At 68.3% G+C, this 17,456-nt stretch carries 15 protein-coding genes; 10 read left to right on the top strand and 5 right to left on the bottom strand.

Features of this window, described 5'->3' with window-relative positions; translation table 11 throughout:
* Positions 1-9: 9 nt before the first annotated feature.
* The 6 genes from H0X90_RS04950 to H0X90_RS04925 all read left to right on the top strand — a co-directional run bounded on the left by H0X90_RS04950 (position 10) and on the right by H0X90_RS04925 (position 9,690).
* Positions 10-1,200: a phosphotransferase enzyme family protein gene (locus H0X90_RS04950; protein ID WP_077189988.1), complete on the top strand. Its 1,191-nt coding sequence runs from the start codon at positions 10-12 to the stop codon at positions 1,198-1,200.
* A gap of 241 nt (positions 1,201-1,441) precedes the next feature.
* The gene (locus tag H0X90_RS04945; protein ID WP_077189989.1) at positions 1,442-2,752 is read left to right on the top strand and encodes a TolC family protein; all 1,311 of its coding nucleotides are present in this window, start codon (positions 1,442-1,444) and stop codon (positions 2,750-2,752) included.
* Positions 2,753-2,778: 26 nt separating this feature from the next.
* Positions 2,779-4,245, top strand: a complete 1,467-nt coding sequence (locus H0X90_RS04940) for an efflux RND transporter periplasmic adaptor subunit (protein ID WP_077189990.1) — start codon at positions 2,779-2,781, stop codon at positions 4,243-4,245.
* Positions 4,246-4,373: 128 nt separating this feature from the next.
* Positions 4,374-7,586, top strand: a complete 3,213-nt coding sequence (locus H0X90_RS04935; protein ID WP_077189991.1) for an efflux RND transporter permease subunit — start codon at positions 4,374-4,376, stop codon at positions 7,584-7,586.
* Positions 7,586-8,269 (top strand): heavy metal response regulator transcription factor IrlR, encoded by a 684-nt coding sequence (gene irlR, locus H0X90_RS04930; protein WP_006490455.1) that lies wholly within the window; start codon positions 7,586-7,588, stop codon positions 8,267-8,269. Before H0X90_RS04935 ends, irlR begins: the two co-directional genes overlap by 1 nt.
* The gene (locus H0X90_RS04925) at positions 8,266-9,690 is read left to right on the top strand and encodes a heavy metal sensor histidine kinase (protein ID WP_006490474.1); all 1,425 of its coding nucleotides are present in this window, start codon (positions 8,266-8,268) and stop codon (positions 9,688-9,690) included. Before irlR ends, H0X90_RS04925 begins: the two co-directional genes overlap by 4 nt.
* Positions 9,691-9,769: 79 nt before the next feature.
* On the opposite strand, the gene H0X90_RS04920 is transcribed toward H0X90_RS04925, so the two are convergent.
* Complete coding sequence (locus H0X90_RS04920; protein ID WP_006490475.1) at positions 9,770-10,057, bottom strand: DUF4148 domain-containing protein; 288 nt, start codon at positions 10,055-10,057, stop codon at positions 9,770-9,772.
* A gap of 92 nt (positions 10,058-10,149) precedes the next feature.
* Between H0X90_RS04920 and H0X90_RS04915 the strand changes: the two genes are divergently transcribed.
* Entirely contained in the window at positions 10,150-10,593 is a 444-nt protein-coding gene (locus H0X90_RS04915; RefSeq protein ID WP_227739711.1) for a hypothetical protein, read from the top strand.
* Positions 10,594-10,793: 200 nt separating this feature from the next.
* Here the strand turns inward: H0X90_RS04915 and H0X90_RS04910 are convergent, their stop codons facing one another.
* Complete coding sequence (locus H0X90_RS04910; RefSeq protein WP_077189992.1) at positions 10,794-11,954, bottom strand: porin; 1,161 nt, start codon at positions 11,952-11,954, stop codon at positions 10,794-10,796.
* Positions 11,955-12,269: 315 nt separating this feature from the next.
* Between H0X90_RS04910 and H0X90_RS04905 the strand changes: the two genes are divergently transcribed.
* Positions 12,270-12,545, top strand: a complete 276-nt coding sequence (locus tag H0X90_RS04905; RefSeq protein ID WP_077189993.1) for a DUF4148 domain-containing protein — start codon at positions 12,270-12,272, stop codon at positions 12,543-12,545.
* Between the two features lie 27 nt (positions 12,546-12,572).
* Positions 12,573-13,076 (top strand): hypothetical protein, encoded by a 504-nt coding sequence (locus tag H0X90_RS04900; protein ID WP_006490470.1) that lies wholly within the window; start codon positions 12,573-12,575, stop codon positions 13,074-13,076.
* A 25-nt stretch (positions 13,077-13,101) separates the two neighbouring features.
* Here the strand turns inward: H0X90_RS04900 and H0X90_RS04895 are convergent, their stop codons facing one another.
* Positions 13,102-13,824, bottom strand: coding sequence for a ZIP family metal transporter (locus tag H0X90_RS04895; protein WP_077189994.1), 723 nt, complete (start codon positions 13,822-13,824; stop codon positions 13,102-13,104).
* 164 nt (positions 13,825-13,988) lie between these two features.
* The gene (locus H0X90_RS04890; RefSeq protein ID WP_034202699.1) at positions 13,989-15,284 is read right to left on the bottom strand and encodes an O-acetylhomoserine aminocarboxypropyltransferase/cysteine synthase family protein; all 1,296 of its coding nucleotides are present in this window, start codon (positions 15,282-15,284) and stop codon (positions 13,989-13,991) included.
* A gap of 149 nt (positions 15,285-15,433) precedes the next feature.
* Between H0X90_RS04890 and H0X90_RS04885 the strand changes: the two genes are divergently transcribed.
* Positions 15,434-16,105, top strand: a complete 672-nt coding sequence (locus tag H0X90_RS04885; RefSeq protein ID WP_006490487.1) for an O-methyltransferase — start codon at positions 15,434-15,436, stop codon at positions 16,103-16,105.
* A 36-nt stretch (positions 16,106-16,141) separates the two neighbouring features.
* On the opposite strand, the gene H0X90_RS04880 is transcribed toward H0X90_RS04885, so the two are convergent.
* Positions 16,142-17,437: a nitrite reductase gene (locus H0X90_RS04880; protein ID WP_077189995.1), complete on the bottom strand. Its 1,296-nt coding sequence runs from the start codon at positions 17,435-17,437 to the stop codon at positions 16,142-16,144.
* Between the last annotated feature and the right edge of the window lie 19 nt (positions 17,438-17,456).

The raw sequence follows: 17,456 nt of genomic DNA, 5'->3' as shown, positions 1-17,456 counted from the left end.
ACGTCGGTCATGTCATTCCCCCTCGAGCCGGACGGCCCCCTGTCGCGTGACGTCGCACCGCCGCAATTCGGCGTGGACGGCGAGCAGGCCGAACGCGACTGGCCGCTGATGACGCACGACGAGGTGGCGGCCGTGCTCGCGCGGATCGACGGTGCGGGCGAGCCGGTGCGGCTGACGTGGCACAGCCCGCGGCAGTTCGCGGCAGCGGTGCTGGTGCGGATGGCGGACGGGCGCGGGTTGTTCGTCAAGCGTCATCACGCGAGCCTGCGCGATGTCGCGGGGCTGGAGGAAGAGCATCGCTTCATCGCGCATCTGCGCGAGCGCGGGATGCCGGTGGTGGACGTGCTGGCCGATCGCAATGGTGCGACCGCGTTCGCGTCGGGCGAATGGACATACGAGGTGCATGTTCTCGCGCCCGGCGTCGATCCGTATCGCGGCGTGATGTCGTGGCAGCCGTTCACGCATCCTTCGCATGCATATGCGGCCGGCCGCGCGCTGGCCGAACTGCATCGCGCGTCGGCCGGCTACGATGCGCCCGCACGGCCCGTGCGCACGCTGTTGTCGAGTTTTCGCGTGCTGTCGTCTGCCGATCTGGCGGGCGCGCTCGAACGCTGGGTCGATGCGCAGCCGCTGCTGGTGCGCGCGCTGGGCGCGCGCGACTGGCGTGGCGACGTGGCCGATGCGATCGGCCCGTATCACGCGCGCCTCGTGCCGCTGCTGCCCGCGTTGCCGCCGCTGTGGACGCACGGCGACTGGCATGCGTCGAACCTGCTGTGGACCGATGCGGGGCCCGGCGCGCAGGTGCGCACCGTGCTCGATTTCGGCCTGTCGGACCGCACCTGCGCGGTGATGGACCTCGCGCTCGCGATCGAGCGCAATACGGTCGACTGGATAGCGCCGGCCGATGCGCGGCGCGTCGAATACGACCAGATCGACGCGCTGCTCGACGGCTACGAATCGCTCGAACCGCTAAACGACGACGCGTATGCGGCGCTGGTCGCGTTGTTGCCGATCGTGCATACGGAGTTCGCGCTGTCGGAAGTCGCGTATTTCGGCTGCATCATCGACGCGCCGGCGATCGTCGACATCGCGTACGACGGCTACCTGATCGGGCACGCGCGCTGGTTCGGCGAACGCGACGGGCGGCAACTGCTCGACTGGCTCGTGCGGCGACGGCGGGGGAAGCAGCGCATCACCTGATTCACGTGCGGGGCGTGCGGCCTGCGCGTGCCGCATTCCCGAACCTCCGCATGCTGTCGTGCGGCCATCGCGCCGCGCGCTCACGGAATTTTCCCGTCATCCACGGGGGACACCGTTCCCGCGGGGCGTCGCACGCGTGCGTGCTGCCGCGCCCCACATGACGGAAATATCATCTTCGCCTCATGTTCGCACTGCGGCTGGTCCGTAGCATCGGTCGCAAACCGTTACCGCAGAACCGAACATGCTCAAGCCCTACCTCGCCGTGGCCATCGTTTTCGCGATGGCCGCGACGGCTCATGCGCAGCCATCGCTGTCGCCGGGGCCGGCCCCGGCCGCCGCCGCCGCCGCGCCGATCGGCGCACCGCCGTCCGATGCGCTTCCTGCGTCGTCGTTGACGTTGTCCGACGCGCTCGCGGTCGCGGCCCGGAACAATCCGGCGCTGCGCGGCGCCCGCGCGGATGTCGATGCATCGGCCGGCGCGCTGATGCAGGCCGGCGCGCGGCCGAACCCCGAAGTGTCGTTCCTGCAGGAAGGTTTCAGCCGCGCCGAACGCACGTCCACCGCGGTGATCAACCAGACCATCGAGCTGGGCGGCAAGCGCCGCGCGCGGCTCGACGTCGCGTCATACGGCCGGGAGGCGGCCAGCGCGTCGCTCGACGAGCAGGGCGCCGCCGTGCGCGCCGACGTGATCGCCGCGTTCTACGGGCTGCTCGCCGCCCAGCGCCAGCTTCAGGTGACCGAGGAGTCGGCCGCGATCGCCGCGCGTTCGGCGGACCTCGCGGGGCGCCGCGCGCAGGCCGGCAAGGTGTCGCCGGTCGAGGCGACCAAGGCGCAGGTCGCGGCGGCCGGCGTGCAGATCGAAGTCGTGACCGCGCGCGGCCGTGTCGAGGTCGCGCGCGAGAAACTGAACGCGGTGATGGGCGAGGCGCGCAACGACCGGCTCGCGGTGCTCGGCGACCTGGAAACCGTGCCGCCGGTCGAGCCGTTGTCCGCGCTGACCGCGCAACTCGACGATGCGCCGCTCGCGCGGGTCGCGCGCGCCGAGATGCTGCGCTCGAACGCGGCCATATCGCTCGAACGCGCGCGGCGCATTCCGGACGTGACGGTCAGCGCCGGCGTGAAGCGCGTGACCACCGGCGGCGTGCCGGACAACCAGGCGGTGGTCGGCGTGTCGATCCCGATTCCGCTGTTCAACACGAACAAGGGCGCGCTGCTCGAGGCGACGCACAAGGCCGAGCGCGCGAACGCCGATCTCGATCGCGAACGCACCCGCCTGCGGCTGGAGTTGACGCAGGCATACGCGAATTTCGAGGCGGCCGAGCAGGAAGCGCAGCGGCTGAAGTCCGACATCCTGCCGGCCGCGCGCCTTGCGCTCGATGCGATGTCGCGCGGCTACGAACTCGGGAAGTTCAGCTTCCTCGACGTGCTCGACGCCCAGCGCACGCTGTTCCAGGGGCAGTCGCAATACGTGCGCGCGCTCGCCGGCGCCCATGCGGCTCGCGCCGATATCGGCCGCCTCGTCGGCACGCCGCTCGCGGCCGTCGCGCGATAAGCGCCCCTCCTACCTGAAGGATCATCATGTCACGCAGCAGAATCTTCGTTATTGCGGCGGCCGTGCTCGGCGGCGCAGGAATCGTGATCGGCGCGCTCGCCGTCACGCGGGGCGGCGGCGCATCGGCGCCGACCGCCGCCGAAGTCGCGCAGCCGGCCGACGGCGCCGGCGCGCGCGGCGGTGTTGTACTCAAGCGCGGCAAGCTGTCCGTCGAGATCGTGATGACGGAAAAGCCCGGCGACGCGCGGCTCGTCGTCTATCCGTTCGTCGACGGCAAGCCGGTGGACAAGGGCGTGACCGTGTCCGGCACGCTGGTGCGCTACGACCGCACGCACGAACCGTTGCGGTTCGACGCGGCCGGCCCGAAGTTCGTGTCCGCGCAGTCGATCGCGAAGCCGCACGTGTTCGATGCGACGATCGACGTGAAGGCCGGCAACGACGCCGCGTCGTTCCCGTTCGCGCGCGCCGACGGCGCGATCGCGCTGACCGACGCGCAACTGGCGACGTCGAAGATCGCGCTCGCGAAAGCCGGCCCCGCGCAGATCGCGACGCCGTTCCAGCTTCCCGGCGAAATCAGGTTCAACGAGGATCGCACCGCGCACGTGGTGCCGCGCGTGGCCGGCATCGTCGAGCAGGTATCGGTGTCGCTCGGGCAGAACGTCGCGAAGGGGCAGGTGCTCGCGGTGATCGCGAGCACCGATCTGGCCGACCGCCGCAGCGAGTTGCTGACGGCCGAGCGCCGGCTGTCGGGGGCGCGCGCAACCTACGAGCGCGAACGCACGTTGTGGCAGGAACGCATTTCGGCCGAGCAGGACTATCAGCAGGCGCAGGTGCAGTTGCGCGAGGCCGAGATCGCCGTGCAGAACGCGCGGCAGAAGCTCGCCGCGCTGAATGCACCGGTCGGCGCGGGCGCGCTGAACCGGTATGAACTGCGCGCGCCGTTCGCGGGCACGATCGTCGAGAAGCATGCGACGCCCGGCGAGGCGATTGCCGCGGACGCGAGCATGTTCGTGATTTCCGATCTGTCGACCGTATGGGCCGAGATGGCGGTGCCCGCGCAGCGGCTCAACGACGTGCGCGTCGGTCGCGACGCAACGGTGATCGCGACCGCGTTCGAATCGCGCTCGAGCGGCCCGATCGCGTACGTGGGTTCGCTGCTCGGCGAGCAGACGCGCACCGCGCCGGCGCGCGTCGTGCTGCCGAACCCCGACCGCGTGTGGCGGCCGGGGATGTTCGTGAACGTGTCGGTCGACGCGGGCAAGCAGGGTGTGCCGCTCGCGGTCGCGAGCGACGCGCTGCAGGACGTCGACGGCGCGCCGTCGGTATTCGTGCGCTCGCCGAAGGGCTTCGTCGCGCAGGCCGTCGAAACAGGGCGGCGCGACGAACGCGCGACCGAAGTGCTGAAGGGGCTCAAGCCCGGCCAGGAATACGCGGCATCGAACAGCTTCGTGCTGAAGGCGGAACTCGGCAAGGGGAGCGCGGAACATGAATGAGCAGCAATACGCGTGCGTCGTGGCGCGACTGGCGGCCCGCTATGCGGCCCGCTTTCCGGTCCGCCGGGTGACGGGCCGCGCGGCCCGCCCGGTACGGGCGACCGTGCCTCGTTTCAAGGAATCCCGACATGTTTGAGCGCCTGATCCGCTTCGCGATTGCGCACCGCTGGCTCGTGATGCTGGCGATCGCGGCCGTGGCCGCGCTGGGCGTGTTCAGCTACCAGCGGCTGCCGATCGACGCCGTGCCCGACATCACCAACGTGCAGGTGCAGATCAATACGTCCGCGCCCGGCTACTCGCCGCTCGAGGCCGAGCAGCGCATCACGTATCCGGTCGAGACCGTGATGGCCGGGCTGCCGGGGCTGGAACAGACGCGCTCGATCTCGCGCTACGGGCTGTCGCAGGTCACCGTGATCTTCAAGGACGGCACCGACATCTACTTCGCGCGGCAACTCGTCAACGAGCGCATCCAGGAGGCGAAGGACAAGCTGCCGGCCGGCATCGCACCCGCGATGGGGCCGACCTCGACCGGCCTCGGCGAGATCTACCTGTGGACCGTCGAGGCCGACGCCGACGCGCGCAAGCCCGACGGCACGCGCTATACGGCGGCCGACCTGCGCGAGCTGCAGGACTGGGTCGTGCGGCCGCAGTTGCGCAACGTGCGCGGCGTGACCGAGGTGAACTCGATCGGCGGCTACGTGAAGGAATATCGCGTCGCGCCGAATCCGGCGAAGCTGATGTCGTACGGGCTGACGCTCGCCGACGTCGTGCGCGCGCTGGAGCGCAACAACGACAACGTCGGCGCCGGCTACATCGAAAAGCGCGGCGAGCAGTATCTGGTGCGCGTGCCGGGCCAGGCGCGCACCGTCGACGACATCGCGAACATCGTGCTGACCAACGTCGGCGGCGTGCCGGTGCGGATGAAGGACGTCGGCGTGGTCGACATCGGCCGCGAACTGCGCACCGGCGCCGCGACGTCGAACGGCGAGGAAGTCGTGCTCGGCACGGTGTTCATGCTGATGGGCGAGAACAGCCGCACGGTGTCGAAGGCCGTCGCGGCGAAGATGGAGGACGTGAACCGCACGCTGCCGGCCGGCGTGAAGGCGATTCCGGTGTACGACCGCACGGTGCTCGTCGAGAAGGCCGTCGCGACGGTGAAGAAGAACCTGCTCGAAGGCGCGGTGCTCGTGATCGCCGTGCTGTTCCTGTTCCTCGGCAACATCCGCGCGGCGCTGATCACCGCGCTCGTGATTCCGCTGTCGATGCTGATGACCTTCACCGGGATGGTCAACGCGAAGGTGAGCGCGAACCTGATGAGCCTCGGCGCGCTCGACTTCGGGATCATCGTCGACGGCGCGGTGGTGATCGTCGAGAACTGCGTGCGGCGGCTCGCGCATGCGCAGTCGGCGGCCGGGCGGCCGCTCACGCGCGAAGAGCGTTTTGCCGAAGTGTTCGGTGCGTCGCAGGAGGCGCGCCGCGCGCTGATCTTCGGGCAACTGATCATCATGGTCGTGTACCTGCCGATCTTCGCGCTGACCGGCGTGGAAGGAAAGATGTTCCATCCGATGGCGACGACCGTCGTGATGGCGCTCGCCGCCGCGATGGTGCTGACCGTCACGTTCATTCCGGCGGCCGTCGCGTTGTTCATCGGCGAGCGGGTCGAGGAGAAGGAGAACCGGCTGATGGGCTGGGCGCGGCGCGCGTACGAACCGGTGCTCGCCGCGTTCATGACGCGCCCGACGCGCGTGATGATCGGCGCGGGCGCGATCGTGCTGGTCACGCTCGGGCTCGCGACGCGGCTCGGCAGCGAATTCATCCCGAGCCTCAACGAGGGCGATCTGGCCGTGTCCGCGCTGCGGATTCCCGGCACGAGCCTGTCGCAGTCGATCGAGATGCAGAAGGCGATCGAGAAGACGCTGAAGGCGCGCTTCCCGGAGATCGAGCGCGTGTTCGCCCGCACCGGCACGGCCGAGATCGCGGCCGACCCGATGCCGCCGAACCTGTCGGACGGCTACATCATGCTGAAGCCGGCCGACCGGTGGCCCGACCCGAAGAAGCCGCGCGACCAGCTCGTGCGCGAGATCGAGGAAGCGCTCGCCGAGCTGCCGGGCAACGCATACGAATTCTCGCAGCCGATCCAGCTGCGCTTCAACGAACTGATTTCCGGCGTGCGCAGCGACGTCGCCGTGAAGATCTTCGGCGACGACATGGCCGTGCTGAACCAGACCGGCGAGCAGATCGCGGCCGCGTTGCAGAAGGTGCCGGGCGCGTCGGAGGTGAAGGTCGAGCAGACCACGGGCCTGCCGGTGTTGACCGTCAACCTCGACCGCGACAAGCTCGCGCGCTACGGCGTGAGCGTGGCTGACCTGCAGGATTCGGTGGCCGCGGCCGTCGGCGGGCAGAAGGCCGGCACGCTGTTCCAGGGCGACCGTCGCTTCGACATCGTCGTGCGGCTGCCCGACGAGCTGCGCTCCGACATCGAGGCGATCAAGCGGCTGCCGATCGCGCTGCCCGCGCCGGCCGCCGGCGCCAGCGCACCGCTCGCGGCGGCGCCGTACGTGCCGCTCGCGGAGCTCGCGACGATCGACGTGGCGCCGGGCCCGAACCAGATCAGCCGCGAGGACGGCAAGCGGCGGGTGGTGGTCAGCGCGAACGTGCGCGGTCGCGACGTCGGCTCGTTCGTCGCCGATGCGCGCGAGCAGTTGCAGCAGGACGTGCGCGTGCCGGCCGGCTACTGGGTGTCGTGGGGCGGCCAGTTCGAGCAGTTGCAGAGCGCGAGCGAGCGCCTGAAGCTCGTCGTGCCGCTCGCGCTGTTCATGGTGTTCGTGCTGCTGTTCGTGATGTTCAACAACGTGAAGGACGGGCTGCTGGTGTTCACCGGCATTCCGTTCGCGCTGAGCGGCGGCGTCGTGTCGCTGTGGCTGCGCGGAATTCCGCTGTCGATCACGGCGGCGGTCGGCTTCATCGCGCTGTCCGGCGTGGCCGTGCTCAACGGTCTCGTGATGATCTCGTTCATCCGCAACCTGCGCGACGAAGGGATGCCGCTCGACGCCGCGGTGCACGACGGCGCGCTCACGCGGCTGCGCCCCGTACTGATGACCGCGCTGGTCGCGTCGCTCGGCTTCCTGCCGATGGCGTTCGCGACCGGCACCGGCGCCGAAGTGCAGCGTCCGCTTGCGACGGTCGTGATCGGCGGTATCCTGTCGTCCACGGCGCTGACGCTGCTGGTGCTGCCGGTGCTGTACCGGGTCAGCCATGCGGTGTCGTGGCGCGCGGCGTTGCGTGGCGGCTTCGGCGCAGGCGTGCTGCGCCGGCTGGGTTTCTTCAAGGGTAATGCGTGATGCGAATTCTGATTGTCGAGGATGAACCGAAGACGGGCGCGTATCTGCGCAAGGGCCTGACCGAGGCCGGCTACGTCGTCGACTGGGTCGAGGACGGCATCACGGGCCAGCACCAGGCCGAAACGGAGGAGTACGACCTGCTCGTGCTCGACGTGATGCTGCCCGGGCAGGACGGCTGGACGCTGCTGCAGAACCTGCGGCGCAGCAAGTCGACGCCCGTGCTGTTCCTCACCGCGCGCGACGACGTCGGCGATCGCGTGAAGGGGCTCGAACTTGGCGCGGACGACTATCTCGCGAAGCCGTTCGACTTCGTCGAGCTGACCGCACGCATCAAGTCGATCCTGCGGCGCGGCCAGCCGCGCGACTCGAACACGCTGCGCGTGGCCGATCTCGAACTCGACCTGACGCGCCGCAAGGCCACGCGGCAGGGCGATACGATCCTGCTGACCGCGAAGGAATTCGCGCTGCTGTGGCTGCTGATGCGCCGCGAAGGCGAGATCCTGCCGCGCGCGACGATCGCGTCGCAGGTGTGGGACATGAATTTCAACAGCGACACGAACGTCGTCGATTCGGCGATCCGCCGGCTGCGCTCGAAGATCGACGACGCGTACGAACCGAAGCTGATCCACACGGTGCGCGGCATGGGCTACGTGCTCGAAGCGCGCGGCGGCGCGGCCGCATGATCGCGCGCCTGCTGCCGCGGACGCTGCGCGGCCGCCTGACCGCGCTGATCATCCTGTCGACGTCGGTGATCCTCGCGTCGAGCGGCGTCGCGCTGTACGAGGCGCTGAGCAACCGCGTCGAAACGACGGCGGCCGAGCAGATGGCCGGCATTTCCGCCGCCCTGGGGGCGCACCTGGCCGAGGCGCGCACGACGGCCGACGTCGCGCGCAACACCGATATCTGGATCGACCAGTTGCACGGTCATCCGAACATGGATCTCGCGATCTTCGATGCCGCCGGTACGCGCCTCGTCGGCACGCCCGGCTTTCGTCCGTATGCGCCGCTGATGTCGATGAACGCGGGCCGCGTGCCGGTCGGCGTCGCGCCGCCGGCCGCGCGGCACCAGTATCTGCTGACGACCGTGCCGCTGGCCGGCGCCGGTGCGCCCGTGGTGCGCGTCGCCGTGCAGTACGATCGCAGCGCCGACGTGCTGCTGTTGCGCACGCATGCTTATACGATCGTCGTGATCGAGGTGTTCGGCGTGGTGCTCGCGGCCGTGATCGCCTATGGCATCGCGGCGCTCGGGCTGAGCCCGCTGCGGCGGTTCGCGGCGCGCGCGGAGCAGATGTCGACGAGCCGGCTCGCGCATCCGCTGCCGGAACTCGATACGTCAGGCGAGCTGAAGGAGCTCGAGCACGCGTTCAACGGGATGCTCGCGCGGCTGAACGAATCGTTTACGCGGCTGAGCCAGTTCTCGTCGAACCTCGCGCACGACATGCGCACGCCGCTGACGAACCTGCAGGCGGCCGCGCAGGTCGTGCTGTCGCAGCCGCGCGGCGCGGACGAATACCGGAGCGTGATCGAGTCGAGCATCGACGAATACCAGCGGCTGTCGCGGATGATCGAGGACATGCTGTTTCTCGCGCGTTCGGAGCAGGCCGGCACGTCGATCAGCGTGCGGCGCCTGAATGCGGCGGAGGAGGCGGAGCGCGTGGCCGGCTACTACGAGCCGCTGGCGGAAGACGAGGGCGTGACGGTGAAGGTCGACGGCCACGCGTGGGTCGATGCGGACCTGACGCTGTACCAGCGCGCGTTGAGCAACCTGCTGTCGAATGCGCTGACCTATGCGCCGCGCGGCAGCGTCGTGACGATCGACTGCGTCGAGCAGGGCGGCGCGACGACGATCGCCGTGTCGGATACGGGGCCCGGCATCGCCGCGGAACATGCCGGGCGGATTTTCGAGCGCTTTTATCGCGTCGATCCGTCGCGGCACAATTCGGCGTCGGGCACGGGGCTCGGCCTCGCGATCGTCCGGTCGATCATGGACAATCACGGCGGCGAATGCGGCGTCGACAGCGAGCCGGGCCGCCGCACGACCTTCTGGCTGCGCTTTCCGCGCCGGCCGGCCGAACCGCAACGGCCGGCCGCCATCAGCACCTGACAGCGCGGGCGGCGACGCCCGCGCGTTTGCCGCAAGAGGGCCGCGCGCGGCGCGCTGCCCGCGGCCATGTGGCCGGTCATCATTGCTTCGCGGTCAGGTTGTCGTGATTGTCGGTCTGCGGCTTCTTCTCGCCGCCATGCACCGAAATCCCGTGAAGTTCCTTGTTGCGCGCGACGATCTCGCCGGTCGGCGGGTACTGCGTCTTGCTCGTCGGCACGACGCCGTCGTGCTGCGCCTGCTTCAGTTCGTTGACGACCTGCGCGCGGGACTTGCCTTGCGGTTGCGTCTGGGCGAACGCCGCCTGGGTGGCCATGCCGAGCGACAGCGTGGCGGTGACGAACAGTGCTGCGAGTTTTGCCGTTTTCATCGAGTGCTCTCCTTGATCAGGGCCGCCGGGTGGCGAACCATGGACCCAGTATGCGAAAGCAGCCGTGCGTGATCGTGATCGCGAGATGAAAAATGCGTCAGATTGCGGAGGCAAGAACGCGTCATGCGGTCTCGAACGACATGACGCAACCGTCATGTTCGCGTCATGGGTGCGATGAGCGGGAAGCGGAACATGAAGCCTGCCGCTGGCCGACCGCGCCGGCGGCGTTCGTGCCGGTCGCGCCAGCAGCATCGAGCGCGGACGGCGTCGTTCAGACCTTCATTCCGGACCGAAAATTGCATCGTCCCGCCATTCGCCTCGCCTTGATCGCAGTCCTGATCGTCCCGTTGTTCGCGGGTTGCGCATCGACACGTTCCGGCACCACGGTCACCTCCCCTGCTGCCGCGCGCAAGCCCGCGCCGGCCGATCTGACGCCGGGCGAGCAAATCGACTATGCCGGGCATCGCTGCGGCAATCCGAACCTGTATGTGAAAACGCATCCGTGCGTGTACCCGCGGCGCAATTCCGCACCGTGATCGTCGGATCCGCGTAAAAAAGAGCCCGGTACTCGACGAGCCCGGGCCTAATGCGTGATCGTGCCGTGCGGCAGCGACCCGCTGCGTGGACGGAAACGGGCATGGCCCGCTACCGTTCCGATCGTAGCGACGCGACGCATCGCGAACCTGATCGGAACATGAAATTTTCGTCACGCAGCGCGCAGGGTTGGCTGTCGCAGTCAGAACCGGTGGCGCAACCCGAGATTGAGGATGCCCTGCGTACGCGTGCCGCCGTAGCCGTACGAGCCGATCGACGCCTGGGCCGCCTGCGTGCCGCCGTCGGGCGTGCGCTGTTCGCCGTTCGCGCGCTGCCACGCGCCGACCGCATAGAGATCGGTGCGCTTCGACAGCACGTAGTCGGCGCCGGCGGACACCTGATGGTAGGTCGCGCTCGTATCGCCGCGGGCTTTCGTGTAGCTGTAGCCGACGCCGACGAGCAGGCTGGCGGTTGCCTGATAGTTGAAGAATCCGCGCGCGGTGTCGTATTTCTGCGTGCTGCGAAAGGCCGACATCGCATCGGCCTTGTACTGCGCATTGCTGTAGTCGATACCGACCGTGAACGGCGCGAAGGTGTAGCGCAACGCGCCGCGTGCGATGCCGATCGACTTCGCGGAGAGGTAGCCGCCGTTGACCAGCGACCCGTCGAACGTGCCATCCGACGTGCCGTTCCAGCCGGTCCGGACGCCGTTGGCGAGCGAGGCGCGGTTGGCCGCATAGTAGTAGCCGCCCGCCGCGTCGAACGGGCCATGGTTGTACGACAGGCCGGCCGACCAGGTTTGGCCGGCGCCGCTCTTGCCGGCCACACCGCCGAGCGCGTACATGCCGACGAACTGGAAGCCGCCGACCACGGGCGACGTGTACTTCACCGCGTTGTCGGTGCGCGACGACGTGTCGTAGTTGTCGACGTCGCCGGGTGTCGCGTACACGCTGCCGAAGTAGAAATCGCCGGTGATCGGCCACGCGACATCGGCGAGCGCATCGTACTGGCGGCCGATCGTCAGCGTCCCCCAGCGCGCGCTTTCCAGCCCGACGAACGCTTGCCGGCCGAACATCCGGTTGCCTTGCCCGAGCGCGCCGGTGTTCGGGTTGAAGCCGTTTTCCAGCGTGAAGATCGCTTTCAGCCCGCCGCCGAGATCCTCTGCGCCTTTCACGCCGAAGCGGTTGCCGAGCAGGTTGCCGTTGCCGAGGCCGACGAGGTTATTGCCCTGCGCATCGGCGTTCCACACGACCGTCAGCGACGTATCGAACAGGCCGTACAGCGTGACTTCCGTTGCCTGCGCCGCATGCGCGGTCGTCAGCAGCGCCCCTGACATCATGACGAGTCGAACCGGAGTTTTCATGGTGTGTCCCTGAAGTTCAAGATGATCGTTTCGTGCATCGTTCGATGCCGGCGCCGAACCTGTGTCGCGACGGGCCGGAATATCGCGATTGCGGTGGCGATTCTGGAAAGCGTTCGGATCGTGACGGTGAGGGACAAATGAGAAAAATGTCATCGCAATGTCATGCGCGCTGAAACGTGCGGTGAATTTCATTCGCACTGCGATGTGAAAGATGCGTGAACGATGACGAAACCGTCATCAGGCGATCACGGATCCGCACCGCCGCGGGATCAAAGTGAAGGCTCCAGTCACGGCATTCCAGCAAGGAGCCCCAACATGAACATCCCGCGTCCGATGATCGTCATTGCCGCCGCCGCGCTGTCGATTGCAGCGTTCTCCCAAGCCGTGGCCGCGCAGCCGAAGAGCCGTCAGGAAGTGATTCAGGAACTGGTGCGCGCGCGTCACGACGGCGTGATTCCGAGCCCGAATCACGACTATCCGGCGAGTCCGGCCGCCGTCGCGTGCAATCAGGAGATTCATCGCGCGACCGTTCATCGCGGCGAGAAGATGCCGATGGTCGATGCACACGACAACCGCTTCGCGGTGCTTTGAACGTTGATCGACGGAAAGGAGAGCGCGATGCGCAATGTCGCGAAGGGAATCGTGCTGGCGGCATGCCTGATGTCGACGGCCGCGATGGCGGCAGGCTGGCCGGAACGCGCACTGTCGCACGCGCCGGCGCACGACGCCGGCAGCCGTGCGAACGAGCGGATGCGCTGTGAGTTCGCGGCCGTGCCGGCCGGCGCGTGGACTGCGACGTTCACGCGTGGGCGATGCGAAGTCGCCAACGGCCGGCTGACGTTCGTGCCAGCCGATGCCGGCGACGAGTCGACCGTCGCGGCGAAGGCGATCGTGCTCGGCGACGTTCGCACCGCATCGCATCAGTCATGCAAGCTGAAGGAACAACTGCAACTGACCACGCGCGACGAAGTGGTCGCGCTGAACGTGCTGACCGACGACGGCAGCCGCAAATCGCGCGAACATGCGATCGACCTGTGGACCGCGCTGCGCAACGCGGGTGTCACGCCTGTCAACGGCACGCGGATCGTCGATACCTATCCGACCGGCGCGACGACCTGGTAGCCGTCGCGCCGTCGAGCGCGGCGCGTCAGGCTTTCACCGATCCTTCGATCAGGAAGAACACGATGAAGCCGATGAAGAACGCAGCCGTCGCGAACGGTGTCTCGGGTACTTCGTGCGCTTCGACCAGCAGTTCCTCGGTGACGAGGTACAACAGCGCGACCGTGCCGAGCCCCAGCAGCGCCGCATAGATATTCGCCGGCAGCCCGGCGAACGCCGCATTGCCGGCCACGGCCGCGACGCTCAGCAGCGCCGCGAGCGCGACCGGCACGACGATCGACAGCAAGCGGCCGATGCCGGCCGCGGCCAGCGCCGCGCTGACCGACAGCGCGAGGAACAGCACCTCGAGCGTCAGCGCGACGGTCAGGATGATGCCGCTTTCGTCGCTCGCGGAAAAGGCGATGCCGAGCACCAGGCCGTCGACGACGAGGTCGATCGCGGTGACGATGATCAGGCTCACCGGCAACCGCGCCGTCTCGAAGCGCGTCTCGATCGCGCCCGACAGCGCGCGGATCGCCAGCATCAGCGCAAGGCCCAGCACGAAGCCGACGACGACCGGAAACAGCGCATGTGTGCGGTCCTGCGGCAGCAGTTCGAGCGCGGCGGCCGCGAATACGATGCCGCCGGTGAAATGCTGGATCACGCTCGACGTTTTCGGGCCAGGCGCGCGCCACGCGGCCGCGAGGGCGCCGAAACAGGCCGCCAGCACGGGCGGTAACGTGAGCAGCGCGAGCTTCGCGGTCGGTGTCATGAGGCCTCTCGGCGGTTGGCGTGGCGCAGCGGGCGCTGCGTCGCACGATCGTACACACCGGGCATCGCCCCGGCATCAACCGGGGATTGAACACCTTGAAGCCGCTCCAGAGTCAAGCGGTTTGATGCGGACGCACTGGCAAGCGGCCGGCGCGCCCGTTGCGGTCAAAGCTGCGCGAGCGCCTGGTCGAGATCGGCGAGCAGGTCGTCGATATGCTCGATGCCGATCGACAGCCGCACCGTTTCCTCCTTCACGCCGGCCTTCGCGAGTTCGGCCGGCGACAACTGACGATGCGTGGTCGAGGCCGGGTGCGTCGCGAGCGACTTCGTATCGCCGATGTTGACGAGCCGCGTGAACAGCTTCAGCGCATCCTGGAACTTCGCGCCGCCGTCGCGGCCGCCCTTCACGCCGAACGTCAGGATGCCCGGCGCGCGACCCGACAGGTAGCGCGCGACGAGCGGATGATCGGGATGATCGGGCAAGCCCGCATAGTTCACCCATTCGACGTGCTCGTGGCGCGCGAGATGCTGCGCGATCTTCAGCGCGTTGTCGCTGATGCGTTCGATACGCAACGCGAGCGTCTCGATTCCCTGCAGGATCTGGAACGCGTTGAACGGCGAGATCGCCGCGCCCATGTTGCGCAGCGGCACCACGCGGGCGCGGCCGATATACGCGGCCGGCCCGAACGCTTCGGTATAGACGACGCCGTGATAGCTGACGTCCGGCTCGTTCAGCCGCTTGAAGCGGTCCGCGTGGTCGGCCCACGGGAACTTGCCCGAATCGACGATCGCGCCGCCGAGGCTCGTGCCGTGCCCGCCGAGATACTTCGTCAGCGAGTGCACGACGATGTCCGCGCCGTGCTCGAACGGTCGCAGCAGGTACGGCGACGGCACCGTGTTGTCGACGATCAGCGGGATGCCGTGGCGATGCGCGACTGCCGCGAGCGCGGCGATGTCGGTGACGTTGCCGAGCGGGTTGCCGACCGATTCCGCGAAGATCGCCTTCGTGCGTGCGTCGATCAGCGGTTCGAACGACGCGGGGTCGCGCGGGTCGGCGAAACGCGTGGCGATCCCGTATTGCGGCAGCGTGTGCGCGAACAGGTTGTAGGTGCCGCCATACAGCGAACTCGCGGACACGATGTTGTCGCCGGCTTCGGCGATCGTCTGGATCGCGTACGTGACGGCGGCTTGCCCCGACGCGAGCGCGAGCGCGCCGATGCCGCCCTCGAGCGCGGCGATCCGCTGCTCGAGCACGTCCGTCGTCGGGTTCATGATCCGCGTGTAGATGTTGCCCTGGACCTTCAGGTCGAACAGGTCGGCGCCGTGCTGCGTGTCGTCGAATGCGTACGCAACGGTCTGGTAGATCGGGACGGCGACCGCACGCGTGGTCGGGTCGGGACGATAACCGCCGTGCACGGCGATGGTTTCGAGGCGCCAGTTCGGCTTGGCCTGATCGGTCATGGGTGCTCCGTTTGTTGTTGTGAAGGTCGAGGGGTCCTGCCGTCCGGCGATTATAGGAGCACGTGCGCGGCTGCCCTTAGAACGAATGGTGGGTTGCTTATGGAGGCGCGGCGCATAGAATGCCCTTTTCCGCAGACGAAAGGTGCGCGATGGATCAGGATCGGTGGAACCAGGTGGATGCGTATTTCTCGGCGACGCTCGTGCCGTCCGACGCCGTACTCGACGCCGCGCTGGCGGCGAGCGACGCGGCCGGGCTGCCGGCTATCAACGTCGCGCCGAACCAGGGCAAGCTGTTGCAGCTGCTCGCGACGATCCGCGGCGCGCGGCGGATTCTCGAGGTCGGCACGCTCGGCGGCTACAGCACGATCTGGCTGGCGCGCGCGTTGCCGCCGGGCGGCGCGCTCGTGACGCTCGAGCTGAACCCCGCACACGCGAAGGTCGCGACGCAGAACATCGCGCGCGCCGGATTCGCGCAGGTCGTGTCGGTGGTGGTCGGCAGCGCGAAGGACAGTCTTGCGCGGCTCATCGACACGGGCGAGGCGCCGTTCGACTTCATCTTCATCGATGCGGACAAGGACAACAACGCCGTCTATCTCGATGCGGCGCTGAAGCTGTCGCGGCCCGGCACGGTGATCGTCGTCGACAACGTCGTGCGCAACGGGCGCGTGGCCGATCCGGACAATCGCGAGCCGGACGTGGCCGGCGTGCGCGCCGGGTTCGCCCGGCTCGCGGCCGAGCCGGCGCTCATGACGACCGCCGTGCAGACGGTCGGGCAGAAGGGCTGGGACGGGTTCTCGATCTCGATCGTGGGCGCCGCGTGAAGTGACGCCGGTGCGCCCTTGCGGGCGCGCCGCACACTAGTTCTCGTCGGGATTCGAGTCGCTGCACTGGTCGGGATCGTCGCGCAACAGGATGCGGCGGATGCGGCCGTTGTCGTAGAACGGCACGTCCGGGCAGAACTTCATGCCGGCGCGCGTCGACGTCCGTTTCCAGGCGACCCTTTCGGTACGCACGAGCGTCGGGGCGCCACCCGGCGCGCCCGGTTTCCAGATGTCGATATACACCCGCGACATCTGAGGCGAATCGCCTGCCTCGCAGTCCTTCAGCGCGCCCAGCGTCGAGCGCAGCCCGGTATCGGTCTGCTCGATGCGTTGCGGATACTCGATATGGCCGTTGCCGTAGCCGGGCACGATGTAGCAATAGCGACGCGTGTTTCCGTCGAGCACGGGCAGCAAGTAGCTGCTCGCCGAGTCGACCTCCTTCACGTCGTTGCCCTGCCAGCGGTAGGTCGTCACGCCGTGCTCGCAGCAGCTCGCGCGCCAGCTCGTCCAGACGATCCGGTGCACCGGGTCGAAATCCGGCGACGTGATGTCTTGCAGTCCCTGCGGCGCATCGGCGAAGCGCCGCGTTGTCGGGTTGAAGATCCACGTCTGGTACGGGATGTTCGGACCGGCCCCCATCGATTGCGCGAGCATCAAGTCGGGCCAGCCATCGAAGTTCACGTCGGCGAAATCCGGCGTGAACAGGTTGCAGGTGCCCCGCGAATCGGTCTTTAGCGTCTGGACGAGGCGGCCGTGGTCGTACAGGCGGATTGCGGTGACTTCAGGCGCGTCGGTGCACGAACCGCCGTCGTCCGGCAGATGGTCGGCGACGAGGCGGATGTCGTAGGGAAACGCTCTGCCGTCGTGCTTCTGCGCGAGCGAGACAGGGAAGGTGCGCTTGCCGTCCGGTGCGGTCCATGTGCCGGTTACCGCATCGTCGAGAGAAGCGACGCGCCACTTGCCCGTTACGCGATCGGCGTCGGCTTTCGCGCCGCTATCCCGTTCCGACAGCGTCGCACCGTGCGCGTCGAGCATTCCCTTCAATGCGAGCCGATAGCGTTTGTCGGACGTGCATGGCGCGTAGCAGTACCAGCCCGATACCGTGTCGCCGACGCGCGACAACGAGACTTCGACGTGCCGGTTGCCGATCGTGCCGGCCCAGTCACGCGACCAGAACGGGATCTCGACCGACTCGTCGGCGTTTGCCGCGCGCACCGGCGTCGACGCGAATGCGGTGATGGCGATCAGCGCAAACGCAAGCGCGCTGAGCCGCTCGCGCGTACGCCGCGTCGCGGCTGTGTGGCGCGACGCGGCGATGAACGGGTGATGCATGGTTCGGCCCCTCGGTTTG

The sequence above is a fragment of the Burkholderia sp. 9775_39 genome (assembly GCF_015712225.1).
GTDB lineage: Bacteria > Pseudomonadota > Gammaproteobacteria > Burkholderiales > Burkholderiaceae > Burkholderia > Burkholderia cenocepacia.
The sequence above is the reverse complement of the archived record's forward strand: the minus strand, read 5'-3'. Positions and strand labels throughout refer to the sequence as shown.